The sequence below is a fragment of the Mumia zhuanghuii genome (assembly GCF_042681565.1).
GTDB lineage: Bacteria > Actinomycetota > Actinomycetes > Propionibacteriales > Nocardioidaceae > Mumia.
In genome coordinates this window covers 148,816-174,939 of the sequence record NZ_JBHUFT010000003.1, presented here as the reverse complement: position 1 = coordinate 174,939, position 26,124 = coordinate 148,816, and the positions used below count along the sequence as shown (strand labels likewise).

Annotated in this window: 24 protein-coding genes and 1 tRNA gene; 17 read left to right on the top strand and 8 right to left on the bottom strand. The window is 70.3% G+C overall.

What is annotated here, in order from left to right:
* Positions 1-2 precede the first annotated feature (2 nt).
* From ACFSDF_RS06610 to ACFSDF_RS06600, 3 genes are read right to left on the bottom strand one after another with little or no spacing between them, the layout of a single operon-like run.
* Complete coding sequence (locus tag ACFSDF_RS06610; RefSeq protein WP_167001373.1) at positions 3-848, bottom strand: alpha/beta fold hydrolase; 846 nt, start codon at positions 846-848, stop codon at positions 3-5.
* Entirely contained in the window at positions 845-1,642 is a 798-nt protein-coding gene (locus tag ACFSDF_RS06605; protein ID WP_167001374.1) for a family 1 encapsulin nanocompartment shell protein, read from the bottom strand. Before ACFSDF_RS06605 ends, ACFSDF_RS06610 begins: the two co-directional genes overlap by 4 nt.
* Positions 1,639-2,718, bottom strand: coding sequence for a Dyp-type peroxidase (locus ACFSDF_RS06600; RefSeq protein WP_377156766.1), 1,080 nt, complete (start codon positions 2,716-2,718; stop codon positions 1,639-1,641). Before ACFSDF_RS06600 ends, ACFSDF_RS06605 begins: the two co-directional genes overlap by 4 nt.
* A 94-nt stretch (positions 2,719-2,812) precedes the next feature.
* On the opposite strand from ACFSDF_RS06600, the gene ACFSDF_RS06595 reads away from it, so the two are divergent.
* On the top strand, positions 2,813-3,205 hold the full coding sequence (locus ACFSDF_RS06595; RefSeq protein ID WP_377156764.1) for a pyridoxamine 5'-phosphate oxidase family protein: 393 nt from the start codon (positions 2,813-2,815) through the stop codon (positions 3,203-3,205).
* 22 nt (positions 3,206-3,227) lie between these two features.
* On the opposite strand, the gene ACFSDF_RS06590 is transcribed toward ACFSDF_RS06595, so the two are convergent.
* Positions 3,228-4,391: an SLC13 family permease gene (locus tag ACFSDF_RS06590; RefSeq protein ID WP_377156762.1), complete on the bottom strand. Its 1,164-nt coding sequence runs from the start codon at positions 4,389-4,391 to the stop codon at positions 3,228-3,230.
* A 77-nt stretch (positions 4,392-4,468) separates the two neighbouring features.
* On the opposite strand from ACFSDF_RS06590, the gene ACFSDF_RS06585 reads away from it, so the two are divergent.
* Together ACFSDF_RS06585 and ACFSDF_RS06580 are read left to right on the top strand one after the other, a co-directional pair.
* Positions 4,469-5,860 (top strand): NAD-dependent malic enzyme, encoded by a 1,392-nt coding sequence (locus tag ACFSDF_RS06585; RefSeq protein ID WP_377156760.1) that lies wholly within the window; start codon positions 4,469-4,471, stop codon positions 5,858-5,860.
* Between the two features lie 755 nt (positions 5,861-6,615).
* The gene (locus ACFSDF_RS06580) at positions 6,616-7,155 is read left to right on the top strand and encodes a hypothetical protein (RefSeq protein ID WP_377156758.1); all 540 of its coding nucleotides are present in this window, start codon (positions 6,616-6,618) and stop codon (positions 7,153-7,155) included.
* Between the two features lie 67 nt (positions 7,156-7,222).
* Here the strand turns inward: ACFSDF_RS06580 and ACFSDF_RS06575 are convergent, their stop codons facing one another.
* Positions 7,223-7,717, bottom strand: coding sequence for a thioesterase family protein (locus ACFSDF_RS06575; RefSeq protein WP_377156756.1), 495 nt, complete (start codon positions 7,715-7,717; stop codon positions 7,223-7,225).
* Positions 7,714-8,550 (bottom strand): 1,4-dihydroxy-2-naphthoyl-CoA synthase, encoded by an 837-nt coding sequence (gene menB / locus ACFSDF_RS06570; RefSeq protein ID WP_377156754.1) that lies wholly within the window; start codon positions 8,548-8,550, stop codon positions 7,714-7,716. Before menB ends, ACFSDF_RS06575 begins: the two co-directional genes overlap by 4 nt.
* Before the next feature lie 105 nt (positions 8,551-8,655).
* On the opposite strand from menB, the gene xylB reads away from it, so the two are divergent.
* Genes xylB through ACFSDF_RS06555 form a run of 3 tightly spaced genes read left to right on the top strand, consistent with a single transcriptional unit; the run spans position 8,656 to position 12,373 of the window.
* The gene (gene xylB / locus ACFSDF_RS06565) at positions 8,656-10,041 is read left to right on the top strand and encodes a xylulokinase (protein ID WP_377156752.1); all 1,386 of its coding nucleotides are present in this window, start codon (positions 8,656-8,658) and stop codon (positions 10,039-10,041) included.
* Positions 10,042-10,055: 14 nt separating this feature from the next.
* Entirely contained in the window at positions 10,056-11,219 is a 1,164-nt protein-coding gene (xylA, locus tag ACFSDF_RS06560; RefSeq protein ID WP_377156750.1) for a xylose isomerase, read from the top strand.
* Positions 11,216-12,373, top strand: a complete 1,158-nt coding sequence (locus ACFSDF_RS06555; RefSeq protein ID WP_377156748.1) for an ROK family transcriptional regulator — start codon at positions 11,216-11,218, stop codon at positions 12,371-12,373. Before xylA ends, ACFSDF_RS06555 begins: the two co-directional genes overlap by 4 nt.
* A 67-nt stretch (positions 12,374-12,440) precedes the next feature.
* On the opposite strand, the gene ACFSDF_RS06550 is transcribed toward ACFSDF_RS06555, so the two are convergent.
* Complete coding sequence (locus ACFSDF_RS06550) at positions 12,441-13,646, bottom strand: ROK family protein (protein WP_377156745.1); 1,206 nt, start codon at positions 13,644-13,646, stop codon at positions 12,441-12,443.
* Positions 13,647-13,756: 110 nt separating this feature from the next.
* On the opposite strand from ACFSDF_RS06550, the gene ACFSDF_RS06545 reads away from it, so the two are divergent.
* The 5 genes from ACFSDF_RS06545 to ACFSDF_RS06525 all read left to right on the top strand — a co-directional run bounded on the left by ACFSDF_RS06545 (position 13,757) and on the right by ACFSDF_RS06525 (position 19,698).
* Positions 13,757-15,307 (top strand): sugar ABC transporter ATP-binding protein, encoded by a 1,551-nt coding sequence (locus ACFSDF_RS06545; protein WP_377156743.1) that lies wholly within the window; start codon positions 13,757-13,759, stop codon positions 15,305-15,307.
* Complete coding sequence (locus tag ACFSDF_RS06540; protein ID WP_167001387.1) at positions 15,304-16,314, top strand: ABC transporter permease; 1,011 nt, start codon at positions 15,304-15,306, stop codon at positions 16,312-16,314. Before ACFSDF_RS06545 ends, ACFSDF_RS06540 begins: the two co-directional genes overlap by 4 nt.
* Positions 16,315-16,334: 20 nt before the next feature.
* On the top strand, positions 16,335-17,381 hold the full coding sequence (locus tag ACFSDF_RS06535) for a substrate-binding domain-containing protein (RefSeq protein WP_377156741.1): 1,047 nt from the start codon (positions 16,335-16,337) through the stop codon (positions 17,379-17,381).
* A gap of 77 nt (positions 17,382-17,458) precedes the next feature.
* Complete coding sequence (locus tag ACFSDF_RS06530; RefSeq protein WP_377156739.1) at positions 17,459-18,694, top strand: Gfo/Idh/MocA family protein; 1,236 nt, start codon at positions 17,459-17,461, stop codon at positions 18,692-18,694.
* Entirely contained in the window at positions 18,691-19,698 is a 1,008-nt protein-coding gene (locus ACFSDF_RS06525; RefSeq protein WP_167001390.1) for a sugar phosphate isomerase/epimerase family protein, read from the top strand. Before ACFSDF_RS06530 ends, ACFSDF_RS06525 begins: the two co-directional genes overlap by 4 nt.
* Before the next feature lie 71 nt (positions 19,699-19,769).
* On the opposite strand, the gene ACFSDF_RS06520 is transcribed toward ACFSDF_RS06525, so the two are convergent.
* Complete coding sequence (locus ACFSDF_RS06520; protein ID WP_377156736.1) at positions 19,770-21,002, bottom strand: SGNH/GDSL hydrolase family protein; 1,233 nt, start codon at positions 21,000-21,002, stop codon at positions 19,770-19,772.
* Positions 21,003-21,158: 156 nt separating this feature from the next.
* Between ACFSDF_RS06520 and ACFSDF_RS06515 the strand changes: the two genes are divergently transcribed.
* From ACFSDF_RS06515 to ACFSDF_RS06490, 6 genes are all read left to right on the top strand, one after another.
* The gene (locus ACFSDF_RS06515; protein WP_167001392.1) at positions 21,159-21,824 is read left to right on the top strand and encodes a hypothetical protein; all 666 of its coding nucleotides are present in this window, start codon (positions 21,159-21,161) and stop codon (positions 21,822-21,824) included.
* On the top strand, positions 21,825-22,634 hold the full coding sequence (locus ACFSDF_RS06510; RefSeq protein WP_167001393.1) for an endo alpha-1,4 polygalactosaminidase: 810 nt from the start codon (positions 21,825-21,827) through the stop codon (positions 22,632-22,634). It abuts the gene before it with no gap.
* An 84-nt stretch (positions 22,635-22,718) separates the two neighbouring features.
* A tRNA-Lys gene (locus tag ACFSDF_RS06505) sits at positions 22,719-22,791 on the top strand.
* A 103-nt stretch (positions 22,792-22,894) separates the two neighbouring features.
* Complete coding sequence (locus tag ACFSDF_RS06500) at positions 22,895-24,988, top strand: S8 family serine peptidase (RefSeq protein WP_377156734.1); 2,094 nt, start codon at positions 22,895-22,897, stop codon at positions 24,986-24,988.
* Positions 24,989-25,233: 245 nt separating this feature from the next.
* On the top strand, positions 25,234-25,401 hold the full coding sequence (locus ACFSDF_RS06495) for a hypothetical protein (RefSeq protein ID WP_167001395.1): 168 nt from the start codon (positions 25,234-25,236) through the stop codon (positions 25,399-25,401).
* Between the two features lie 97 nt (positions 25,402-25,498).
* Positions 25,499-26,116: a DUF47 domain-containing protein gene (locus ACFSDF_RS06490; protein WP_167001396.1), complete on the top strand. Its 618-nt coding sequence runs from the start codon at positions 25,499-25,501 to the stop codon at positions 26,114-26,116.
* Positions 26,117-26,124 lie beyond the last annotated feature (8 nt).

Here is a 26,124-nt window from a genome sequence, read left to right as displayed (position 1 = left end):
GGTCAGCCGCGCACCCTCGCGACGATCTCCTGAGCGACCAGGTCGGGGCACTCCTCGGGAAGCCAGTGGGACGCCTCCTGGACCGGGACGAAGCGGTACTCTGCCTGGACGTGCTCACCGCACCGCCGGGCGCCGGCCGCGCCGAGCGCCCAGTCGGCGCCGCCCCAGATGTAGGTCGTCGGCACCGTCACCGAGGGTGTCGCGTCGAGGTCGCGGCCCATCGCCCTATACCACGACAGTGCCGCCGTCAGCGCGCCCGGCTCCTGCATCGCGGCGACGTACGAGGCTGCCCTGTCGTCGGGCACCATCCCGCCGTACATTGCGGTGATCCGCCGCGCGTCGTCTGCCAGCAGCACTTCCTCGGCTTTGCCGGGCGTGCGCATGAGGCCGATGTACGCGGCGCGCTGCTGCTGGTCCTCGTCGTGCACCAGGGCCCACCCGTACGCGGCGAGGTGCGGGACGGACAAGGCGACCAGGCTGCGCACGCGCTCCGGATGGTGCGCCGTCAGCGCCCACGCCACTGCGGCACCCCAGTCGTGACCGACCACGTGAGCGGAGTCGTACCCGAGGGCGTCCATCAGCCCGAGCACGTCTCCGACGAGGCGCGGCACCGCGTACGAATCCACGCCGTCAGGGCGGGCGCCGGGCGAGTAACCGCGCTGGTCGGGGGCGATCACCCGCAACCCGGCGTTCGCAAGGACAGGCGCGACGTCCAGCCACGACTCCGACGTCTGCGGGAAGCCGTGCAGCAGCAGCACGGGCTCGCCGTCGGCGGGCCCGTCGAAGCCGACGTCGAAGACCAGACTGCCCGCCTCGACCGCGCGCCGCTCCGGCCAGCCCGCGCTCATCGGTCGAGGACGACCGACGCCTCGTCGGTCAGGGGGAGGAAGGCGAAGGACTCCTGCAGATAGAGCGTGACCGTCTCGTCGTCGTGGTGGAGGTAGCCGATCGACGTGTCCTGCCCGAGATGGAGGTCGTAGTCGCCTCCGCGCGTCGACAGCAGCACGGCGCCCGAGATCGCGGGTGCCCACACGATGTTGTCGTGGAGCAGCCGTGAAAGCTGCTCGTGGATGGGGTAGCCGTGGTCGGTGGTCTCATTGACCTGCGTGTAGGCGTCGGCGCTGAGCAGGAGCGCGTACGGACCCTCTACGCCGGCGAGCCGCAGCTGGCTCAGCGCCCGGGCGACGACATCGGGGTAGTCGACGGCGTCGGCCGGGAGCGCGAGACGGGGGTTGCTCGACGACTCCGTGATCCCGCGGATTCCGACTGCGCTGAGCCCGTGGAACACCGCGCCGTCCTCGGCGAAGGCGAGAGCGCGGGCCGCGTCCTTGACCGGTTGCCAGTCGGAGTCGTTGGAGCCGCGTTCGACGTCGTCGACGTCCTCACGGCTCAGGTCGAACGTGACCCGCAGCTCGGCGACCGGCGCCACCTCGCGGCGGCGCACCTCCACGCCGTTCGGGTCGGTGCCGGGGGCGCTGCGGTGGCCGGTGGAGAGACCGGCGAGCTGGACGCCCTCGGGGTCGTGGACGTCGATGACCCGGCGCCCGGCGAGGTTGCGCCGGAAGGTGCGGCTCGCCTCCTCCTCGATCTGCGCCCAGGCGGCAGCAGAGATCGGTGCGAGCGAGCGGTGCAGGTTGTTCATCGGTCGTACTCTCCTCTGAGGCTGCCGACGCTCAGCGAGCCGTCGGTGGTGGGGTGGGTGGTCTCGACAGGCTCGACCGACGGCTGGGGCTCGACCGGCGGGCGTGTGGTCTCGACAGGCTCGACCGACGGAAGGTCGCCGAGCATCTCCAGCGTGGCCGACGACGGGACAAAGAAGAGGCACCCGCTCGTCGCGGTCGAGAAGTCGAGGATCCGGTCGTAGTTGCCGGGCGGGTCGCCGACAAACATGTTCTGGAGCATCAGCTCGGTGGTCTCGGGACTCTTGGCGTAGCCGATGAAGTACGTACCGACCTCGCCCGCGGTATAGCTCCCGAACGCCATGTTGAACCGAACGATGTCGAGCTCGCTGCCGTCGTCGTCGGTGACCGTGTTGAGCGTGACGTGCGAGTTGGACGGCATCACGGCGTCGTCGAGCTCTACGTCGTCGGCCTTCGTACGACCGATGATCCGCTCCTGCTCCTCTGTCGACAGCCGTTCCCATGCGGAGAGGTCGTGGGAGTAGCGCTGCGTGATCACGTAGCTGCCGCCGAGGAAGTCGGGCTCGTCGTCGATGTACGCGGCCTCGCCGAGCTCGTCGCCGACGGGGTTCTCCGTACCGTCGACGAACCCGAGCAGGTCGCGGGCGTCGAAGTAGCGGAAGCCCGGGGTGTCGTCGACGACCCGTACGGAGTCGCCGAGGCGCGCGAGGATCAGACGCTCCAGCTCGAAGCACATGTCGTGGCGGGACGCGCGGATGTGGAACAGCAGGTCGCCCGCGGTGCTCGGGGCATCGTGGCGGTAGCCGTCGATCGGCACGAACGGATGGAGATGGGCCGGCCGGTCAGGTGCGCCGAAGCGGTCCCATGCGTCGGAGCCGATGCCGATGACACAGGTCAGGCCGGCATGGAGGCTGCGGAATCCGACCGAGCGCACGAGCGCGTCGACGTCGGCGATCGTCGTCCGTGCTGCGTCGGCGGCGGTCGGCCCGTCCTCGATGGTGACCACGAGGAAGACGGCGTGCTCGGTCAGCGGTGAGGTGACGGCCTGCGGCTCGGGAAATCGGGAGACGCTGGTCACGGAACCCCCTCTCGATCGGTGGTGAGCCCACACTACGACCTGCGATGGGCATGCACTGGCGACGTAGACTTGGGGTACTCCTAGGAGGTGGCGGATGAGCAGCAGAGCGCTCGTGACCCTCGATGCCGTCGAAACCAAGGCGCTGCTCGGCACGGCGCGCGTCGGCCACCTCGCCTACCAGTCCCACCGAGGGCTCGACGTCACGCCGGTCAATTATCGGCTCTGCGGAGACACCATCTACATCCGGACGGTGGCAGACGGCACGCTTGCCGCGCTTGCCCCCGGGCCGGCGGCAGTCGCGTTCCTGGTGACCTACCTCGACCGCCTGTCGCAGACCGGTTGGAGCGTGAAGGTCCGCGGCAAGATCAGTGCCGTCGACGAGACGGTCGAGATCCCGGACGTCGACCCTGAGCCGTGGACCGGTCTGCCGGGCACGATGCTGCTCGCCCTGACGATCGACGAGATGACCGGCCGCCGCGTCGGCTGACGCCCCATCTCGCGGGGCCCGCTCACCGTACGAGGGTGATCGACAGCGTCCCGGCGCCGACGGCGAGCGGGGCGAGCACGAGTCCCTGCCCGACGACCTGCCGCCACCCGGGCTGGTCGGTCGGGTCGCCGTGCCGGCGGACCTGGCGCCACCACAGCAGCGTCGCGAGCGAGCCCCACGGCGTGATCAGCGGGCCCGCGTTCACCGCGACGAGCAGCACGGCGGTGCGTACGGCGTTGCCGAGCACGACAGGGCTGAGGGCGAGGAAAGCGGGCAGGTTGTTGATGCCGTTGGCCGACACCGCTCCCGCCACGGCGAGCTGCGCGAGGTCGACAGGGCCGGAGCCCGTCCCGGCGATGCGGCTCGCGAGGTCGGCGAGGCCGTGCTCATGGGCACCGGCGACCACGACGAAGAGACCAGCGACCGTGATCAGCATCGGCCACGGCACGAGGTCGGCGACCGGGACCACCAGGCTGCGTCGTCGGACGAGGACGGCAGCACCCAGGGCGAGCGTCCCTGCGGTCGCGACGAGCGCGTAGTCCTGGCCCGCGACGAACCCGGCGACCATGACCGTCGTGACGGCGGCGGCGATCCGGACGAGCACCGGGTCGTCCGGCCGCGGGCCCGGCGCCGAGACAAAGCGGCCGCTGATGCCCCGGCGGTGGAGGAGGGACAGGACGAGGAGCGTGGTCGCGAGGACGACGACGGCGGGCAGCGCCATCACGGCGACATAGCGTGTGCCGTGCCGTGCGAGGTCCGGGGCCGCGAGCAGGTTGGTGAGGTTCGAGACGGGCAGCAGGAGTGATGCCGTGTTGGACAATGCCAGCACGGTCATGGCGAGGGGGAGCGCTGTCGAGCCCGTACGCCGGGCCATCGCCAGCACGACCGGGGTCAGCAGCACGGCGGTGGTGTCGAGCGACAGCGCCACCGTGCACAGCGTCGCGAGGGTGGCGACGGCCAACCAGAGCAGGAAGCGGCGTCCGGTGGCAGCCCGGACCGCAACCCCGGCGGCGGCGTCGAAGAGTCCGCAGACGGCGCAGAGCTCGGAGTACGCGGTGATCGCGACGACGAAAACGAGTATGGGGCCGGTGCGCCGGGCGAGCTCCAGGGCGTCCCCGAGAGGCAGCCACCCGGTCGCGAGGACAAGCGTCGCCGCCGCGATCACGAGGAGGTGCCGGGCCTTCACCGGGAAAGGATAGTGACGCCGATCGAACGTGAGGGCCGCCTCATGTCTCATACGGGGCGGTGTGACAATCTTGTCGGGTGCCTGCTCCGAGCGTCTCGTACTCCATCACCATCCGGCTCGAGGTCCCCGCGGGGGGCTCGGCCGTCAGCGATCTGACCACTGTGGTGGAGAAGGCCGGGGGAGTCGTCACGGCCCTCGATGTGACGGGATCGCACACCGAGCTGCTCGGCATCGACCTCACCGTGGCGACGTCGGACACCGACCACGCGGACCGGATCGTCGTCGCCCTCAAGGCCATCGGCGACGCGGACGTCAAGAAGGTCTCGGACCGGACGTTCCTCATGCATCTCGGCGGTGTCATCGAGGTCGCCACGAAGCACCCGCTGCGTACGCGTGACGACCTGTCCATGATCTACACACCCGGCGTGGCCCGAATCAGCGAGGCGATCGCTCGTGACAAGGAGGACGCGCGCCGTCTGACGGTCAAGCGCAACGCCGTCGCGGTCGTCACCGACGGGTCTGCCGTCCTGGGCCTCGGCGACATCGGCCCGCACGCGGCGCTGCCCGTCATGGAGGGCAAGGCGGCGCTGTTCAAAACGTTCGCCGACATCGACGCATGGCCGCTATGCCTGGACACCCACGACGTGGACTCGATCGTCGAGACCGTCGCTGCGATCTCGCCCGGCTTCGCGGGCATCAACCTCGAGGACATCGCGGCGCCGAAGTGCTTCGAGATCGAGGACCGCCTTCGAGCCCGCCTCGACATCCCGGTCTTCCACGACGACCAGCACGGCACCGCAATTGTCGCCCTCGCCGCCCTGCGCAACGCGCTGCGCGTCGTCGACAAGGACCTCGCGCAGGTCCGCATCGTCATGTCCGGCGCGGGCGCCGCGGGCACTGCGATCCTCAAGCTCATCCTCGAGGCGGGTGCCACCGACGTCGTCGTGTGCGACATCGACGGCGTCGTGCACACCGGCCGGCCGGGGCTCGGCGGGCAGCTGAGCTGGATCGGCGAGCACACCAACCCGCGCAGCGTCACGGGCGCCCTGTGCGACGTGATCGGGGGTGCCGACGTGTTCATCGGCGTCTCGGCGCCCAACGTCCTGTCCGTCCACGACGTCGAGTCGATGGCCGACGGTTCCATCGTCTTCGCGCTGGCCAACCCGACGCCGGAGATCGACCCTGCCCTGGCGCGAGCGCACGCCGCCGTCGTGGCGACGGGGCGGTCGGACTACCCGAACCAGATCAACAACGTTCTCGCGTTCCCGGGGGTGTTCCGCGGGCTGCTCGATGCGCAAAGCCACGGCATCGGGACGGACGTGCTGCTCGCGGCGTCGCGCGCGATCTCGGAGACGGTCTCGGACGACGAGCTGAACGCCAACTACATCATCCCGAGCGTGTTCCACCCCGAGGTCCACGTCCGGGTCGCCGAGGCCGTCCGCGCGGCGGCGTCGGCCGCTGAGCACTGACGGCCGTTCATTCGTGCTGCGAGACGCCCCGGCAGAGCAAGCCCGACCATCAGCCTCCCGCCGACCACGCCGGTGTCTGCGGGAGATCGTTGAAACGTCGGTGTCGTGCGCTCGCGGTGTGAGAGCCGCGTCGTTCTCGGCCAGTGGTTCCGATGCTGCTCCAGCCAGGTTGGGTCTGCGACGAGGGCCTGTCGTTCGTTGACGAGCCGTGCCGAAATGGCTAGCGGCTTTCCCTGGGAAAAACCCGTGGCGTGATCGTGCTCGGCGAGCAGGGTTCGGGGACGTCGTGGAAAGAACCGAAGCCGGGATCGTTGGTGCCCCGACGCAAACGTCTCGCGCTCGGGCACCGTCATCGAGTCGGTGCACGGAACGAGCCGACGGTAGTGCTCGACGTGCTGTCGCCGCGGCCAAGCGTCCACGTCGTCCCAACCCTGCAGACCTGGCCGGGAACTGGTCGTCGAGGCCACGGGATTCGCCACCAGTGGTCTCGCCGCGGTTGCCTATGAGCGGGTATGGCCGCCTCTCCAACCAACTTCCCGGGACTTCAAGAGCGATCGTTGCGGGAGGCAGGCAGTGCACGGCACGGTAGACCGATGACGAGTTTCAACGGCAACCCGGCCGGACGAGACACCACGACGCGCGGACTGATTTCCGTGCGGGTATCCCGCTGGCTGATGGCCGCAGGGCCGCTCCTGACCGCCCTCGCTTTTCTGCTCCTGTCGCGGCTCCCTAGCGTGCCTTCCGAGGCGGCCGCGATGACTGCGTGGGTCGAGCGCGGGAACTCGCTGCTGTCGTGGAGCGGCGAGCTGCTGTTCTTCGCGGTCATCTGCTGGGGAGCCGGTGCGCGCGGCCTCTTCGCCGCACTCAACGCCGGACCGTCGGTGCGGACCAACGTCGGAGTGACCGCTCTCGCGACCGCCTTCGTCGCTCTCGTCGTCCTCCTGCTCACGGTCGGGCGGCTGGTCTATCCGGTGTTTGAGATTCAGCTGTCGGTCGAGGTCTTAGCCCTGGTCGTCAGCTCGATGTACGGCGCCCTGCACCTCGCGTTCCTCGGTTTCGCCGTTGCTGCGGTCGCGCTCGGCTGGTCAACACGCGCGGGACTCGTCGGGCGAGCGGTCGGCATCGTCGCTGCGGTCGCGTTCGTCGTCGGTTCCTTCCCCTGGCTGACACCGAGCTGGTGGAGCTCTTTGGTCGCAGTACTGATCGCCGCGTGGGGCGTGTTCCTTGCCCTTGCGACTGAAACCCGCACCGAGAATCCCAACAGCGCAAGGGAGGGGATGAGTGCCCCCGTCTAGCCGATCAGCGCCGGACGGCCTCCGGGGACGAGCGCCGAGCACCGATCGTCAGCGCTCGGCGGCGACGTCAGCGCAGGGCCAGTCCGGGCTCGTGCGGAAGCGCAGGCCACGCCGAGCCGTCGACGATCGCCTCGTCGATCCGCGCCGCCACGTCGTCGGGCCACGGGACCGTACGGCGCTCCGCGAGGCTGACGTGACCCTCGACGAACTCGAACGTGTTCGCGAGCGCCCCCGTCGTGGCGTTGAAGAGCATCTGCATCCCGTGGACGATCTTGGCCGAGCGCGTCAGGAACCGGACGTACACGGCGACGTCCTGACCCACGAGCACCTCGTCGAGGTAGCGGATCCGGTGCTCCATGCTGAAGACGCTCAGCTCGTGCGCCTGGCGATAGGGCTCGTGGATGCCGATCCTCTCGAAGGCCCGGTCCGATGCCCGCGCGTGCAGGTCGAAGTAGTGGCGGATGTTGACGTGTCCGTTGCCGTCCTCGTACTCCGGAGGGACGGTGAGGACGAGGTCCGGCTCGGCGCCGGAGAGGTCCTCGAGCCGCAGCGCGCCGCTCACGGGCGCCGAGGGAACCGGGAGAAGTCGGGCGTGCGCTTCTCCTTGTAGGCCTCGCGGCCCTCCTTGGCCTCGTCGTTGCCGTAGAAGAGCAGGTTGGTGTCGTGCGCAAGCTGCTGGAGTCCGGCGTAACCGTCCTCGGAGGCGTGGAAGCTCGCCTTCATGAGGCGCAGCGCGTACGGGGAGAGTGCAAGCATCTCGCGGCACCACTTGACGGTCTCGGTCTCGAGGTCGGCGAGCGGGACGACGGTGTTGACCATGCCCATCTCGAGCGCCTGCTGCGCGTCGTACTGGCGGCAGAGGAACCAGATCTCCTTGGCCTTCTTCATGCCGACGAGCTGCGAGAGCGAGCTCGCGCCGAAGCCGCCGTCGAACGAGCCGACCTTGGGCCCGACCTGGCCGAACCGCGCGTTGTCGGCGGCGATCGTGAGGTCGGCGACCACGTGGAGGACGTGTCCGCCGCCGATGGCCCACCCGGCGACCATTGCGACGATCGGCTTGGGGCAGCGCCGCATCTGCACGTGCAGGTCCGTGACGTGGAAGCGCCCGGTGGCCGTGGCGTCGGTCTTGTAGCCGGAGTCGCCGCGGACGCGCTGGTCGCCGCCGGAGCAGAACGCCTTGTCGCCGGCACCGGTGAGGATGATGACGCCGACCGTCTCGTCCTCGCGAGCCACGTCGAGGGCGTCGGAGATCTCGATGATCGTCTGCGGCCGGAAGGCGTTGTGCACCTCGGGCCGGTTGATCGTGATCTTCGCGATGCCGTCGTCGGTGGTCTCATACCGGATGTCGGTGTAGTCGCCGGACGAGTTCCAGACAGTGGGGGTCGAGTCAGTCATGGGGACATTCTCCACGCCTGCTCGCACGGCCCTGCGTCGTGCCGGGTGAGGAGACGGCATGCATGCCGCTTGACATTAATTCAAGACTCGTACTAAATAAGTGACGTGGCTCACACGACGGTTCTCGGCATCGACTCCTCGACGCAGTCCACCAAGGCCGTGCTCGTCGACGCGGACGACGGCACGGTCCTCGCACAACGCAGTGAGCCGCACCCGGAGGGGACCGCCGTCGACCCGCGTCACTGGCTGAAGGCGTGCGACGACGTGGTCGGAGACTGGCTCGGCAAGGCCGACGCGGTCGCGGTCGCCGGGCAGCAGCACGGCATGGTCGCGCTCGACTCCGAGGCAGAGCCCGTCCACGACGCGCTGCTCTGGAACGACACCCGTTCCGCCGACGCGGCGACGCAGCTCATCGCGGAGATGGGCGGGCCGCAGGCGTGCGCCGATGCCGTGGGCAGCGTGCTCGTCGCGTCGTTCACCGCGACCAAGCTGCGGTGGCTGCGCGACCACCAGCCCGAGGCGGCGGCTCGTACGGCGCGGGTGCTGCTCCCGCACGACTACCTCTCATGGCACCTCGCCGAGCGGCGTACCGAGCCGTTCACCGACCGTGGCGACGCTTCGGGCACCGGGTACTTCGACGCCCGGACGCGCTCGTGGCGCCACGACCTCGCGGCGGCGGCACTCGGCCACGACGTCACCCTGCCCCGCGTCGTCGCCGACGGGGCGGCCGCGTACGAGGACAGGTTCGTGCTCGCCGGGGGCACGGGCGACAACATGGGAGCCGCGCTCGGCCTCCGCCTCGGACCCGGCGACGTCGCGGTATCGATCGGCACCTCTGGTGTGGCCAGCGCCGTGTCAGAGGCGCCGGTCGCCGACGGTAGCGGAGCGGTCACGGGATTCGCCGATGCGACCGGCCGCTACCTCCCGATGGTGACGACGATGAACGCCGCCGGGATCCTCGATCTCCAGGCGCGGCTGCTCGGCGTCGACCACGACGGACTCGCTCGCCTCGCGCTCGCCGCGCTGCCGGGCGCGGGTGGCGTGACGCTCTCTCCGTACTACGGCGGGGAGCGCACGCCTGACCGTCCCCACGCCACCGGCGTGTGGTCGGGGCTGCGTCCGGGCACCACGCGCGAGGACCTCGCCCGTGCCGCGTACGAGGCGCTGCTGTGCTCCCTCGCCGACACGGTCGATCTGCTTCGGAGTCGCGTCGGTGGCGATGGCGGGCGGCTGCTGCTCATCGGAGGCGCCGCCCGCAACCCCGCGGTCCGCGCCCTCGCGCCCGCGATCCTCGGCCGCCCGGTGCACGTGCCGGCCCCGGGCGAGTACGTCGCGCTGGGCGCGGCACGGCAAGCGGCCTGGGTGCTCGGCGGAGGCGCCGCCCCTCCCACCTGGAAGGCCGCGGGCACCGAGGTGCTCGAGGCCGACCCGACGCCGCGCGTGCGCGAGGCGTACGCCGACCTGCGTGACCGAACCGGCGCGTGGAACTGACACGAGAGGCCATCATGACCATTCCCAAGCCCATCCCAGCAGACAGGTTCTCCTTCGGCCTATGGACCGTCGCGTACCCCGGACGCGACCCCTTCGGCGACCCGACGCGCGCGGAGATGGACCCGGTCCACGCGCTCGAGCGGCTCGCCGACCTCGGGGCGTACGGCGTGAACTTCCACGACGACGACCTGATCCCCTTCGGGTCGGACGACGGCACGCGGGCACGCATCGTCGAGCGCTGGAAGAAGGGCCTGGCGGACACCGGTCTCGTCGTCACGACCGCCACGACGAACCTCTTCACCCACCCGGTCTTCAAGGACGGTGGCTTCACCTCCAACGACCGCGACGTCCGCCGGTTCGCCATCCGCAAGGTCATGCGCAACATCGACCTCGCGGCCGAGCTGGGCGCGAAGGTGTACGTGTGCTGGGGCGGCCGTGAGGGGGCGGAGTCGGGGGCGGCCAAGGACGTCGCGGCCGCGCTCGACCGATATCGCGAAGCGTTCAACGTGCTGGGCGAGTTCGTCCACGACCGCGGGTACGACCTGCGGTTCGCGATCGAGCCGAAGCCCAACGAGCCGCGCGGCGACATCCTCCTGCCGACGATCGGCCACGCCCTCGCGTTCATCGAGACCCTCGACCGCTCCGAGAACGTCGGCGTCAACCCGGAGGTCGGGCACGAGGAGATGGCGGGGATGAACGCGGCGCACGGCTACGCCCAGGCGCTGTGGCACGGCAAGCTCTTCCACATCGACCTCAACGGACAGCACGGACCGCGCTACGACCAGGACCTGCGCTTCGGCGCCGGCAATGCCCGCGGAGCGTTCTGGGTCGTCGACGCGCTGGAGGCCGGCGGGTACGACGGGCCGGTGCACTTCGACTTCAAGACCCCTCGTACCGAGGACGAAGACGGTGTGTGGATCGCGGCGGCGGCGTGCATGACCAACTACCTCGTGCTGCGCGACAAGGTCCGGGCGTTCCGCGCCGACCCCGAGGTGCAGGAGGCGCTCGTCGCCGCGCGGCTCCCGGAGCTCGCCGTCCCGACGCTCGACGAGGGCGAGGGCTGGCGCGAGCTGGAGCAGGCCGAGCTCGCCGACCCCGAGGGGCTCGCGGCGCGCGGTGCCGCGTTCGAGCACCTCGACCAGCTCGCGCTCGAGCACCTGTACGGGGTGCGCGGGTGACGCTCGTCGCGATCGAGGACCTCCGCCGCCAGAACACCGCGGCGGTGGTGCGCAGCCTGCGACACGACGGTCCGGCGACGCGGACCGAGCTGGCGCGGCGGACCGGTCTCGCGAAGGCGACCGTCGGCACGATCGTCGGGAGCCTCTCGGACCGTGGCCACGTGCACGAGGCCGACGCGACGCCCGGGGTCCGTGGACGGCCCGGCCGGCCGGTCGTGCTCACGGGCGCGACGGTCGTCGGCCTCGGACTGGAGGTCAACGTCGACTACGTCGCCGCGGTCGCGGTCGATCTCGGCGGTGCGGTCCGGCTCGAGACGACGGTGCCGGTCGAGGGGCGCGACCCGTACGAGGTGCTCGTCGACCTCGCCCGTACGGCCGAGGCGACGCTCGACGCGGGTGGCGGGCGCGTCGTCGGTGCCACGGTCGCCGTCCCGGGACTCGTCGACCAGCGTCGCGGCGTCGTGGCGATGGCGCCGAACCTCCGATGGGAGGAGCGTCCGGTCGCGCGGGAGGTTGGCGAGGCCACCGGGCTCGAGGTCACGGTCGAGAACGACGCGAACTGCGCGGCGCTCGCCGAGGCCCGCCGCGGCGCCACGGTCGGTCTCGGGCAATCGGTCTACATCACCGGCACCGTCGGCATCGGCGCCGGCGTCATCACCGACGGTGCGATCGTCCGCGGCACGTCCGGGTTCGCGGGCGAGGTCGGGCACATCCCGCTGGGCGACCCCTCGGCGCTGTGCGGCTGCGGCAGGCGCGGGTGCTGGGAGGCGTCGGTCGGACTTCGCGCCGTGCTCGCGGCATCCGGTGTCGAGGAGTGCGGTACGCCGCTGGAGTCCGCTCGTGCCGTCGCCGCCCGGGCTTCCGAGGACGTACGCGTGGCCGACGCGCTGGCACGGGTCGGCAAGGTGCTCGGGCAGGGGGTGGCGACCGTCGCCAACATCCTCAACCCCGACGCGGTCGTCCTCGGAGGCTGCTTCGTCCCGCTGGCCGCGTACCTCCTGCCGTCGGCCACGCGTGCGGCGCAGGTCCACGTCACCTCAGCCCCGTACGCGCCGCTCGACCTGCGGCTGAGCACGCTCGGGCTCGGCGCGGCCGCCGCGGGAGCTGCGGAGGAGGCGCTGACCGGCGTCTTCAGCGGCGCGACCGCCCTCTGAACCCCACCCTCCCCGCCCTCGGACCCCGCACGGTGCGGGGCGCGCGGTGGGCTGACGACTGGCGGTCTCAGGCGGTGGCGCGGGTACGGCGCTCGATGAGGGCGTCGACCGAGCGCGGTGACAGCACGTCCTCGAGCACCATCGCGGCAGCGCCGACGAGCGCCTCGCGCCCGTGCAGCGGCGAGCTCACGATGCGCAGCTGGTGCGTCGCGAGGGGGAGCGAGCGCTGATAGACGACCTCGCGGATGCCGGCGAGGAGGTATTCCCCCGTCGCTGACATCGAGCCGCCGACCACGACGACCGAGGGGTTGAGCAGGCTCACGCAGGTGGCGAGGACGCTCCCGATCGCGCGTCCGGCCTCGCGTACGGCACGGACCGCCTCCACCTCGCCGCGCTCGACGGCGACCACGACGTCCTGAGGGGTCTCGACCGGGAGTCCGCTCGCGCCGAGCTGCGTGGCGATCGCCGGGCCGGCCGCGACCGCCTCGAGGCAGCCGAGGTTGCCGCAGCGGCATGCGACGGCCTCGCCGCGCCCTGACACCTGGACGTGCCCGAGGTCACCGGCGGTCCCGAGTGCACCGCGGACGAGACGGCGGTTGGAGATGATCCCCGAGCCGATGCCGGTTGCGACCTTCACATAGAGGAGGTCGTCGGTCTCGGGCCAGCGCGTCGTGTGCTCGCCGAGGGCCATCACGTTGACGTCGTTGTCGACGAGGACAGGCACCGAGAACGTCTCGCCGAGGTAGGCGGGGATGTCGAAGTCGTGCCAGCCCGGCATGATCGGCGGGTTCGCCGGGCGGCCGGTGGAGTGCTCGACCGGCCCGGGCACGCCGACCCCGATCCCTGCGATCGCCTCCGCTGTGAGGCCCTGATCGGCCAGCAGCTGCCGGGCGAGCCCGGTCACGCGGTCGAGGACGGCCTTCGGGCCTTCGGTGATGTCGCTGGGGACGCTGACCTCGCCCAACACCTCGCCGGCCAGGTCGACGATCGCCACCGCCGCGTGGCTCGCCCCCAGGTCCACGGCGAGGACCGCGTACGAGGCGGCGTTGAGCGCAAAGCGGACCGGGGGTCGCCCACCCGTCGAGGCGGCCTCGCCGACGGGGACCAGCAGGCCCGCGGACAGCAGCAGGTCGAGGCGGGCGGAGACGGTCGAGCGTGCCGACGACGTCAGCTCCGCGATCTCCGCCTTCGTCCGCGCCTGCCCGTCCCGCATCAGCTGGAACACCTCGCTGGCTGCAGTCGCCGGGCTCGACTGCGGCACGAACGAATCCATGAAAAGTAGTCTCCCATGCCTACTTCTGTCGTCAAGTCCTTCAGAAGCATGTCGACGATGAACGTACTTTTGCTTGACGCTCGACATTGACTGTGACTAGCATCACGCGCATGTCAGAGCCCCTCCTCCAGCTCACCGGGATCGTCAAGGAGTTCCCTGGGGTGCGCGCGCTCGACGGCGTCGACCTCACCGTGCGCGCCGGAGAGGTGCACTGCCTCCTCGGCCAGAACGGTGCGGGCAAGTCGACGCTGATCAAGGTGCTCTCCGGAGCCCATGCCGTGGACGAGGGCGAGATCCGCATGGACGGCGCGCCGGTGTCCTTCAGCGATCCGCAGGCCGCGCTCGACGCCGGGATCGCGACGATCTACCAGGAGCTCGATCTCGTCGACGGGCTGAGCGTGGCCGACAACATCTTCCTGGGCCACGAGAAGACGCGCCTCGGGTTCGCCCGCGTCGCCGACACGCGCCGGGCGGCGCGCGAGCTGCTGACCTCGCTGGGCCACCCGGAGATCCGCCCCGCGCGCGAGATCGGCAGCCTCTCTGCGGCTGGCAAGCAGATCGTCTCGGTGGCACGGGCCCTGTCGCGCCGCGCACGCGTGATCGTGATGGACGAGCCGTCCGCCGTCCTCGACCCCGACGAGGTCGACGGCCTGTTCCGCGTGATCGAGGGCCTCCGGTCGTCCGGCCAGGCGATCGTCTACATCTCCCACCGCCTCGAGGAGATCCGACGCATCGGCGACCGGCTGACGGTCCTCAAGGACGGCCGTACGGTCGCCGCCGACCTGTCTGCCCGTGACACCCCCACCGCGGAGCTCGTCACGCTCATGACCGGCCGCGAGGTGTCAGCGGAGTTCCCCCGGCGCGCCCAGCCGATCCCCGACGCGCCGCCGATCCTGGTCGTCGACGGCCTCGGTCGCGACGGGGAGTTCGACGACGTCTCGTTCTCCGTACGGCCCGGCGAGATTGTCGGACTCGCCGGACTGGTGGGCGCGGGACGCAGCGAGATCGTCGAGACCGTGTACGGAGCCAGGCGGGCGCAGCGCGGTTCCGTCACCGTCGACGGCCGTGTGCTGCGGCGGAGGTCGGTCGACGGGGCCGTGGCCGCCGGACTCGGCCTGTGCCCCGAGGAGCGCAAGTCGCAAGGCCTGGTCCTCGACGAGGCCGTCTCTCGAAACATCTCGCTCGCGAGCCTGCCGCGCTTCTCCCGGTTCGGCGCGACGCGTGATGCGGCCGAGCGGGCCGCCGCGCACGAGGCCGCCCGCTCCGTCGACCTGCGCCCCGACGATCCCGACCGGATCACACGCACGCTGTCGGGCGGCAACCAGCAGAAGGTCGTCCTCGCCCGCTGGCTGCTGCGGTCGTGCCGCGTGCTCCTGCTCGACGAGCCGACCCGGGGTGTCGACGTCGGTGCCCGCAGCGAGATCTACGCCCTCGTCCGCACACTCGCCGACGAAGGCCTGGCGGTCGTGGTCGTCTCCAGCGACATCGACGAGGTGCTCGGCCTCTCCGACCGCGTCCTCGTGGTGGTTGACGGTCGGGTCGTTCACTCCGGGACGTCCGACTCGCTCGACGCCCACGCCGTCCTCGACCGGATCCTCGCCACCCACGAGTTGGCCACCCACGGAACAGCCACCCACGGATCGAAAGGTGACGCCGCGTGAGTACCTCATCGGTGACAGGGAGCGCGCAGCCGACCACGGCCGGCCCGGAGAAGCGAGCTCGGTCGCTCGGGGTCGCCCGCAACCTCGGCCTGGTGGTTGCCCTCGTGCTGCTGTGCGTCGTCGGGCTGGTCACCGCGGGTGATCGGTTCGCCAGCACCGACAACGTCATCACCGTCCTCAGCCTCGCCTCGGCGATCGGCGTGGTGGCGATCGGCATGACGTTCGTGATCACTGGCGGTGGCATCGACCTGTCCGTCGGTGCGATCGTCGCGCTCGCGTCGGTGTGGGCGTCGACCACGGGCACCCAGGCGATGGCCGAGGACGTCGGCTGGATCGTGATCGTGACGACCGCGATCGGCGTCGGCATCGCCTGCGGAGTGATCAACGGAGTCCTCATCGCGTACGGCAAGATCGTCCCGTTCATCGCGACGCTGGCGATGCTCGCCAGTGCCCGGGGGCTCGCCGAGATCATCGCCGACCGCAAGACGCAGATCATCCGGGACCAAGGGTTCCGCGACGCTCTCGGCGCCCGGCCGTTCGGCATCCCGGTGATCGTCTTCCTCTTCGCGATCGTCGTCGTCGCCGGATGGTTCCTGCTCAACCGCACGACGTTCGGCCGGCGGACGTTTGCCGTCGGCGGCAACACCGAGGCGGCGCGCCTCGCGGGCATCAAGGTCCAGCGCCACACCGTCTACCTGTACGCGCTGCTGGGCGCCACCTGCGGCCTGGCCGCCGTGATGCTCATGTCGCGCACGCAGACGGGGTCGTCCACCCACGGACTGATGTGGGAGCTCGACGCCATCGCCGCGGTCGTCATCGGCGGCACGCTGCTCAGCGGCGGTCGCGGCACCGTGGTCGGGACGCTCCTGGGCGTCCTGATCTTCACCACCCTCACCAATGTCTTCACGCTCAACAACCTGTCGACGTCCGTCCAGGCCGTCGCCAAGGGCGTGATCATCGTCGTCGCTGTGCTCCTCCAACAGCGCCTGGCGAACCGCAGCACCTAGACCCCACCGAGGAGACGGCAATGTCCACCACCACCCCGCGCCGACGCCTGTTGGCGATCGGCGGCGCCCTCGCGGCCGCCGCACTGACCCTGACCGCGTGCACCAACAGCTCCGACGACGGCGACAACGACAACGCCGCCAACGCTGGCGCCGGCGACAACGCCGAGACTGGCGAGACCGTACGGATCGGCTTCTCGGCCCCTGCCGCCGACCACGGATGGATGGGGGCGATCACCGATGCGGCTGTCGATCAGGCTGGCGCGTTCGACGACGTCGAGCTGGTCCACGCCGAAGGCACCAACGACGTCAACCTGCAGATCTCGCAGGTCGAGACCTTCATCAACGACAAGGTCGACGCCATCGTCCTGCTGCCGTTCGACGGTGCGGCGATGACCGACGTGGCGACCCGCGCGATGGAGGCCGGCATCCCGGTGATCAACGTCGACCGCGAGTTCGACTCGCCGTTCGCGGCACGGACGACCGTGCTCGGCGACAACTACGGCATGGGCGTCTCTGCGGGGAGCTACGTCTGCGAGCAGGCCGACGGCAACACCGATGCCATCGTCGCCGAGATCGCGGGCATCGACTCGCTGCCGTTGACCCAAGACCGCTCGCGCGGGTTCAAGGACGCGCTGGCCGACTGCGGGCTGAAGGTCTCGAACCGTGTCGCAGCGGAGTTCACCGTCGAGACCGGCGAACGTGCCGCGGCCAACCTCCTGCAGGCCGCCCCGAAGATCGATTTCCTGTGGAACCACGACGACGACCAGGGCGTCGGTGTGCTGGCCGCGATCGAGAACGCCGGACGAGACGAGTTCGTCATGATCGGCGGTGCCGGCTCGGCCAACGTGATGCGGTCCATCGAGGCTGACGACACCGTCCTCAAGGCCACCGTCATCTATCCGTCGACGCAGGGTGCGGACGGCATCAAGCTCGCCCGGCTGATCGCGCAGGGCCGCTCGATGTCCGACCTCGCGGAGGTCGAGGTCCCGCGGGTCGTGCAGCTCGCGGCGCCGACCGTGACCAAGGAGAACGTCGACCAGTACATGGACTCGGCCTTCGAGTCCTGACGACGGCCGCACACCCCGCCGGCCCGCTCGGCGGGGTGTGCGCCGCCTCCTCACGCCCCTCCGCCCGAAGGAACCCCATGACAGACACCTCACGTGAGCTCGGCGTCGGGCAGGTCGGCTACGCCTTCATGGGCGCGGCGCACTCCCAGGCGTGGCGCACCGCGCCCTCCTTCTTCGACCTCCCCCTCGCTCCTCGGCTGCGCGCCCTGTGCGGACGAGACGTCGCCGCCGCGCAGGCGGTCGCCGACCGCTTCGGCTGGGAGTCCGTCGAGTCTGACTGGCACGCGCTGATCGCCCGTGACGACATCGACCTGATCGACATCTGCACCCCCGGCAGCACCCACGTGGAGATCGCCGTCGCCGCTCTGCGCGCCGGCAAGCACGTCCTGTGCGAGAAGCCGCTCGCCAACACGGTCGAAGAGGCCGAGCTGATGGCCGAGGCGGCGGCCGAGGCCGCCACGCGCGGCGTGTACGCGATGGTGGGCTTCACCTACCGCCGTACCCCCGCGCTGACGTTCGCCCGGCAGCTGGTCGCCGTCGGGCGGCTTGGGACGATCCGGCACGTCCGGGCGCAATACCTCCAGGACTGGCTCACCGACGCCGACGCCCCTCTCAGCTGGCGCCTCGACAAGACGCTCGCCGGGTCCGGCGCACTGGGCGACATCGGTGCGCACCTCGTCGACGCGGCCCAGTTCCTCACCGGGTCCGCGATCAGCTCGGTGAGCGGCGTGCTCCAGACCTTCGTCGACAGCCGACCCGTCGCCGGCGACCACGGCACGCTCGGGGGGAGCGGCAGTGCCGACGCCGAGCGCGGCCCGGTGACGGTCGACGACGCCGCGGCGTTCACGGCACGCTTCGACAACGGTGCCCTCGGCGTCTTCGAGGCGACCCGGTTCGCGACCGGCCGCAAGAACGCGATGCGCCTGGAGATCAGCGGGTCGGACGGCGCCCTCGCGTTCGACTTCGAGGAGATGAACCTTCTCCACTTCTACGACGCGACCGAGCCGGCCGAGACCGCGGGCTTCCGCCGCATCGTCGTCACCGAGCCGACCCACCCGTACGCGGGTGCGTGGTGGCCTGCGGGTCACGGTCTCGGCTACGAGCACGGCTTCACCCACCAGGTCGTCGACCTCGTCAACGCCATCGCCGCGGGCGAGCAGCCGACCCCGTCATTCGCCGACGGGCTCTCGGTCCAGCGTGTGCTCGCCGCTGTGGAGGCCAGTGCAATGGACGAGTCCCGTCACCAGAAGGTGCCGCACGACGCGGGCACCGCCGAGGGCCCGCACGCCGGGCGACAAGGAGGCGCGTCATGACGCGACCGATCACCCTCTTCACCGGACAGTGGGCCGACCTGCCGTTCGAGGAGGTGGCGCGGCTGGCGTCGGGCTGGGGCTACGACGGGCTCGAGATCGCCTGCTGGGGCGACCACTTCGACCCGTGGGCCGCGGTCGAGGACGACGGCTATGTCCAGGCGAAGCGGGAGGTGCTCGACAAGTACGGCCTCGAGGTGCACGCGATCTCCAACCACCTCAAGGGCCAGGCCGTGTGCGACGACCCGATCGATCTGCGCCACCGCGACATCCTGCCCGACCGGATCTGGGGCGACGGTGATCCCGAAGGCGTCCGTCAGCGCGCGGCCGAGGAGATGAAGAACACCGCCCGTGCCGCACGGCTGCTCGGCGTCGACACGGTCGTCGGATTCACCGGATCGTCCATCTGGAAGTACGTCGCGATGTTCCCTCCGGCCTCGCAGGCCCTCATCGACGCCGGGTACGAGGACTTCGCGAACCGCTGGAACCCGATCCTCGACGTCTTCGACGCCGAAGGGGTGCGGTTCGCACACGAGGTCCACCCGAGCGAGATCGCGTACGACTACTGGACGACCGTCCGCACGCTCGAGGCGATCGGTCACAGGGAGGCGTTCGGCCTCAACTGGGACCCGTCGCACTTCGTCTGGCAGGACCTTGACCCGCTCGGGTTCCTGTGGGACTTCCAGGACCGGATCTACCACGTCGACTGCAAGGACGCGAAGAAGCAGGTCGGCAACGGACGCAACGGACGGCTCGGCTCGCACCTGCCGTGGGCCGACCCTCGGCGCGGCTGGGACTTCGTGTCGACGGGGCGCGGTGACGTCCCGTGGGAAGCATGCTTCCGGATGCTCAACACGATCGGCTACGACGGGCCCGTCTCGATCGAGTGGGAGGACGCGGGCATGGACCGTCTCGTCGGGGCTCCCGAGGCGCTGGCGTTCGTGAAGCAGAACCTCTTCGACGCCCCGGCTGCCGCCTTCGACGCCGCCTTCAGCACAAAGGAGTAGGCGCCGGCGCGTGTGTGCGGTCGATCGGTGCTCGTACGGAGCGCCGATCGACCGCACAGTCGGCTTCAGGGTCAGCGGCGCTTGACGACCGTGATCCGGATCGGCTTCGACCGGCTCGACTTCGTGGTCTTGGACCCGCCGTACGTCACCGTGATGCGGTGCTTGCCCTTCTTGAGGCGGGGCAGCGTGATCCGCTTGATGCCGCTCGCGCCGACGCGCACCCTCTTGAGCGTGCGCTTGCCGTCCTTGACGACGAGCATGCCGCCGGGCTTGACGCCCCGTGCGGCACGGACGCGGACGCGTACGGCGGCGCGCTTCTTGGTCGTGATGCGGTGCTTGCCGACGAGTTTCGCACTCGTCGTCGTCGCGACCTTCACGACCGGCGCCGGCGCCGGCTTCGGCGGGGTCGGCTTGGGCAGCTGGGGTTTCGGAGCGAGAGCCGTCACGAACGCGTCGGCGATCTTCTGGTGGCCTGTGTCGTTGGCGTGGATGTCGCCGTTGCTGCACATCCACGTCCATCCGCAGACGCGGGCGACGTTGAGCGGGACCTGCTCGGGGTAGCCGGGGAGGTCGACCAGCGTCTTGTCGTTCGACGAGAACGTGCCGGCGACGTCCGCGGTCACGAAGCCGTTCTTGGTGTTCGCCGCCGTGATGGTGTCGTTGAGCGACTGCGCGACACCGACCGAGAGCTCGGCGAGCGCCCTGTTGCCTCCGACCCAACCGGCGAGGAACGGGTTGTAGTACGTCATGCCGAGGTAGCGAGGCTTGGCGCCGCCGGCCTCGCGCAGCGCGGCGTCGATCGCGGACACGTCCGCACCGACCGACTGGATGCGCTTGGTGAGGCAGGTCAGCATGTCGTCGCCGTCGGCTCCTGCGGGCACGCACGGGTGCACGTCGTTGGCGCCGATGCCGACCGAGACGTAGGCGACCTGGCCGGGGTGCTCCTTCAGGAACGTCACCGCGGCTGCCAGCTGCGTGCCTTCGTCGTACGCGCACGCGCCCGGGTTGCCGTTGGCGTGCTTGCCGGTGAGCACCGAGCGTGCGGTGGCGCCGGCGCACCCGAACGCCTCGTGCTCGAGGTAGGGGTCGGACTCCTTGAGCTTCTCGTACAGGCGGCCCGTGTACGCGGTCTCCGGCTCGTCCGCCCGCGAGTCCGGCTGCCAGCCGGTCGCCAGCGAGTCGCCCAGTGAGACGTAGTAGCGGGGGCCGGGGTCTGCGGCGAGCGCAGGCGAGGCGGCTGCCAGTCCGCTGAGGGTCAGGCCGCACGCCGCGAGGACGGCGGCGGCCTTGTGTGCGATGGACACGTGGGTTCTCCCTCCGATAGGTGAGAGCACCTTAGGCGTGTTCGTGGCGTGGGTCACACTCGCCCTCACCCTTCGGCGCTGCTGACCACGTACGCCGCGCTTGTGCCGTTCGCGCGGTACTGTCCTTGAGGCAACCTGTGCGACAAAGGAGCCGGCTTGTCCAGACTCTCGCGTACCGCTGCCCCTGTCACCGCCGTGCTCTGCGGCCTCGTCCTGCTCACCGCTGAGCGTCCGCTCGTGCAGAGCCACGAGGTGCGGTTGGTGTCCACCAGCGTCCCCACCGCCGCCGCGGTGCCCGACGCCACCCCCCTTGCCGCGCCTCGATCGACGAAGATCCAGCGGGAGGTCGGCCGGCGGATCACCGCACTGCTGACGCCTCCGGGGGAGAAGCCTGCCGACGGACTCCCGGTCGGTCTCGACTCGGGCGTGATCGGCGTCATCGGCAGCACGGTGGACGGATACACGCTGGTCGTCACGAGAGGGACGGACGGTGCCGCCCTCGTCTCGAGGCTCACCGCAGATCTTCCGGACAAGGCCAGGCAAGGACTTGAGATCCGCGTCTCCGGACGCACCGCCGACGAGCTCCGCGCAGCGTGGGCTGCCGTGTTCGCGCAACAGTGGCGCACCCTCGCACCCGCGCCCCAGCACGCCGTCGCGGTCGAGCTCGATCCCGAGCGCGAGGCCGTCGTCGTGGTCATCGGCTCTGAGCCGCCAGACGTCGGTCGACTCGACACGCTCCAGCGGCCGTTGCGGGGCGTCGAGCCCGGAGCCGTCGTCATCCAGTACGGGGGAGCAGCCGGCCGCGCGGTCGGCGACGAATAGATGTCAGTCTTCACGACCTTCCGGGCTCGCTCTCTCAAGGCAGCCACGGTGATCCTCATCGCGCTAGGCCTGCTGCTCTCCCTCGTCGTGGCTCCTGTGCAGGCCGCGCCGGAGCCGAAGCCTCTCCCGACCGGCGTGCACGTCGACTACCAGCTCGGCGGGATCCGCAGCGTTCCCTCCAGCGTCGGCATCGTCGTACGCGACCGGAAGGCGAAGCCTCTCGCCGGCCGCTACAACATCTGCTATGTCAACGCCTTCCAGACCCAGAGAAGCGAGCGCAAGTCCTGGCGCCACAAGCGCTGGCACCTCGTGCTGAAGAGGAACGGCAAGGCCGTCAAGGACACCGAGTGGAACGAGTGGCTGCTCGACATCCGGACGGGCGCCAAGCGTGCGAAGCTCGCGAAGGTCATGCGCACCTGGATGAAGGGCTGCGCCCGTGCCGGCTACGACGCCGTCGAGCTCGACAACCTCGACTCCTTCCTTCGAAGCCGCGGCCTCATCAGTCGCAAGCAGGCCGTCGCGTACGCGAAACGCCTCGTGAAGTCCGCACACGCCGTCGGGCTCGCCGTGGGGCAGAAGAACTTCGCCGAGCTCAACGGCAAGAAGATCGGCTTCGACTTCGCCATCGCGGAACAGTGCGGCCAGTGGCGCGAGTGCGCGGCCGACGTGCGCTCGTACGGTCGCCGGGTCATCGCCGTCGAGTATCGGCGCAAGGACTTCCGGTGGACCTGCACGCGCTACGGAGCCATGCTCCCGGTCGTCTACCGCGACCACGCGCTCAAGCCCAAGGGCGTACGCACGTTCTGCTGACACCGCCGTCCTGTGCGGGTCCTCGGCCGTCACTCCCCGACGTCCTGCATACTGACCGCCAGGGGACGGGTGTCCCGATCCCCTGGGCCTCTAGCTCAATTGGCAGAGCAACGGACTTTTAATCCGTGGGTTGTGGGTTCGAGTCCCACGGGGCCTACCGAAGACCCGCGCATGGGCGCAACCTCGCGGATTCGGCCACGCGCGAGAGTTTTGCGGCTTATCTTCTTGGCGACATCCCTCCGCTTGCCAGGAGCCGCACGATGCTGCCCACCTCTCCCTCGCGCCCCCTGCGGCGCCTCGCTCTCGCGGCGACCGCAGTGGCGCTGATCGCTGCCGCCGCGCCTGCGGCGACCGCCGCAGACGATCCGCCGACCACCGGGTCCGGACCGGACGCAGCCGCGAAGACCCGCGCCGCTGCCCAGGTCCACGAAGTGCGCTCCGTCCCGAGCCGCGCCGCGGGCCTCCTCGTCACGTACGACAAGGTGGCGACGACGCGGTCCTCCACCGTCACGGCCGCGGCCCGGAAGGTCGCCAAGGCCGAGGTGGGCGCGCTCGCCCCGGCGACCGTGCCGGTGAGCGCCGACACGAGCGCGATCCGCTTCGCCGAGCCCGCCTCGCTCGCGGACGCGCAGAAGGCGGCCGCAGAGGTTGCTGAGCTGCCTGGCATCGCCTCCGTCGTGCCCGACCGCTACCGGACCATCCGCACCGCCTCTCCGGTGACGCCCAACGACACGTTCTTCGCCGACCAGTGGGCCTTGTGGGACACACGCGACGTCGCCGACGGGGCGGCACTGCCGTCGGGTGGCTACGGAACCCACAACCCGGCGCTCTGGCGTGCGACCCGCGGCTCGTCCTCGGTCGTCGTCGCGGTGCTCGACACCGGACGCACCACGCACCCTGATCTCGACGCCAACACGGTCGCGGGCTTCGACATGATGAGCGAGGGCACCGCTGAGTGGGCGCGTGACGGCGACGGTCGCGACGCGGACCCCGCCGACGAGGGCGACTGGGTGGAGCTCGGGCAATGTGACCTGGACGACGAGTACGACAGCAGCTGGCACGGGACCCACGTCGCGGGCATCGTGGCCGCGGCCTCGGGCAACGCGCGGGGCATCGCCGGCAACGCGCCGGGCGTCAAGGTTCAGCACGTCCGCGTCCTCGGCACGTGTGGCGGGATCGACTCCGACATCCTCGCGGCGATCACCTGGGCATCGGGCGGTGTCGTTCCGGGACTTCCGGTCAACACCACTCCTGCCAAGGTGATCAACATGTCGTTCGGCGGGGCCGGCGGGGCTTGCCCGGCCGTGTGGAACTCGACGATCGCCGCAGCGCGGGCCCGTGGCAGCGTGCTGGTCGCCGCGGCAGGAAACGAGGACCTCGATGCCGCGGAGGTGACACCTGCGAACTGTGCGGGCGTCGTCACGGTCGGCGCGACAGAGGAGTACGGCCAGCGGGCCTCCTACTCCAACTCGGGGCCCACGGTCGACCTGTCGGCGCCGGGCGGGGAGAGCATCCCCGAGATCGGGATGCGCGGCGTGCTCTCGACGCTCAACGACGGCACCACCACCCCCGACAACCCGGCATACGCCGAGTACGACGGCACGAGCATGGCCGCACCGGCGGTCTCCGGCGCCGCCGCGCTGATCGCGTCCCTGGGCACGACCTCTCCGGCGCAGATCGAGAGCGCGTTGCGCGCGGCTGTCCAGCCGTTCCCCCGCTACGGCGGTGACCTCGCGCCCTGGGACTGCACGACCGCGACCTGCGGCACCGGCATCCTCGACCTGGCACGAGTCCCCGTCCGGCGCTCGGCCCCGGCCGTCAGCGGCGCAGTCCGTCCGGGAGCGGTCGTCCGCGCCTCCGCCGGCACCTGGATCGGTGGACCGAGCGGTTTCCGCTACCAGTGGCTGCGCAACGGCGCTCCGATCGCCGGAGCCACGGGCGCCTCGTACCGGGTGCAGGTCGCCGACGTCGGTCGGCGTCTCGCCGTCCGTGTGACCGGCGTCAAGGCGGGCTTCAGCATCCCGACGGCGACCTCCGGGCAGTCCGCGGTCGTGCCCAAGGTCGCCTCGAGCGCGACGCTGGTCGTGAAGCCGAAGAGCACCAGGTACGGCCGGACGCGGGCAACCCTGAAGGCCACCGTCCGGGTCGGCGCAGGCTCCCCGACGGGCACCGTCGTGTTCCGTGACGGTACGAAGGTGCTCAAGAAGGCCAAGGTCCGCGCCGGAAGGGCCTCGTACACGCTCGGCAAGCGCACCCTCAAGAGGGGCAAGCACAAGATCACGGTGACGTTCGTCCCCTCCAGCGGCAGCTACGCCAGCGCGAGATCGAAGGTCGTGTCGCTGCGGGTGCGGTGACGTGAGGGCGGGCGAGGGACCCTCTCGCCCGCCTTCCGAGGGCGGATGTCACGCGAAACTACCTGAGCGGACGACGGATGCAGTTGCCAAACGCCCTCTCAAGAGTCGATCCGCACCGCTCTACCAGGGGGTCAGATGCGAGGTCGGTCGATTTTCCACCGATTCTCGGATCCGTGGCACCTGCCCGCCGAACACCACGTAGCCTGAAGCGGTACAGCCGTCGACCTGGAGCGGAGGAGGTCGTCGTGGCGACACCGGAGCCCTTGGACGTGCGTCTCCGCGATCAGGACGCACTTGACGAGATCGAGATGACGAGCAACCTGATGATCGCCGCGTCGGAGACGCCCGGTCCATTGAGCCAGCAGATCGTCGATGAGATCCTAGGCGTACGCCCTCACCAGGGCTGCGCCTGACGCACTCGCGCGGCCTACACCCAGGGCGTCCTGCGCGCTCTCTAGGGGCAGGACCTACCATTAATGCGGCCTTACCCCACCCTGACGGGAGCTTGTCGTGCGGTTGCGTATCCGACCGACTGAAACATCCTTCTATGACCTCTTCACGGAGCTCGCGAACCACCTCGTGGACGGCGCGAACCTCCTGGCGAAGATGCTGGACGCGTCCTCCGATCGTGATGCTGTCGCCAAGCAACTGAGCGAGGTCGAGCACGCGGCCGACGACACGACACACGCGATCATCAACCGCGTCAACCAGACGTTCGTGACGCCGTTCGACCGTGAGGACATCTACAAGCTCGCCAGCAGCCTCGATGACGTCATGGACTTCATTGAAGAGGCGGGCGACCTGGTCGTCCTCTACGAGCTGGAGTCGATGCCGTCCCGGATGGCCACGATGGTGGAAGTGATCCAGCGAGGCTGCGAGCTCACCGCCGAGGCCATGCCGCGTCTGCGGACGATGACCGACCTGTCCGAGTACTGGATCGAGATCAACCGTCTCGAGAACCAGGCCGACCGTGACTACCGCCGGATCCTCGCCAAACTCTTCTCCGGCGAGTACAAGGCGCTCGAGGTCCTCAAGCTCAAGGACGTCGTCGAGTCCCTCGAGGACGCGGTCGACGCGCTCGAGTCCGTGGCCAACACGGTCGAACAGATCGCAGTCAAGGAGTCCTGAGGGTGGAC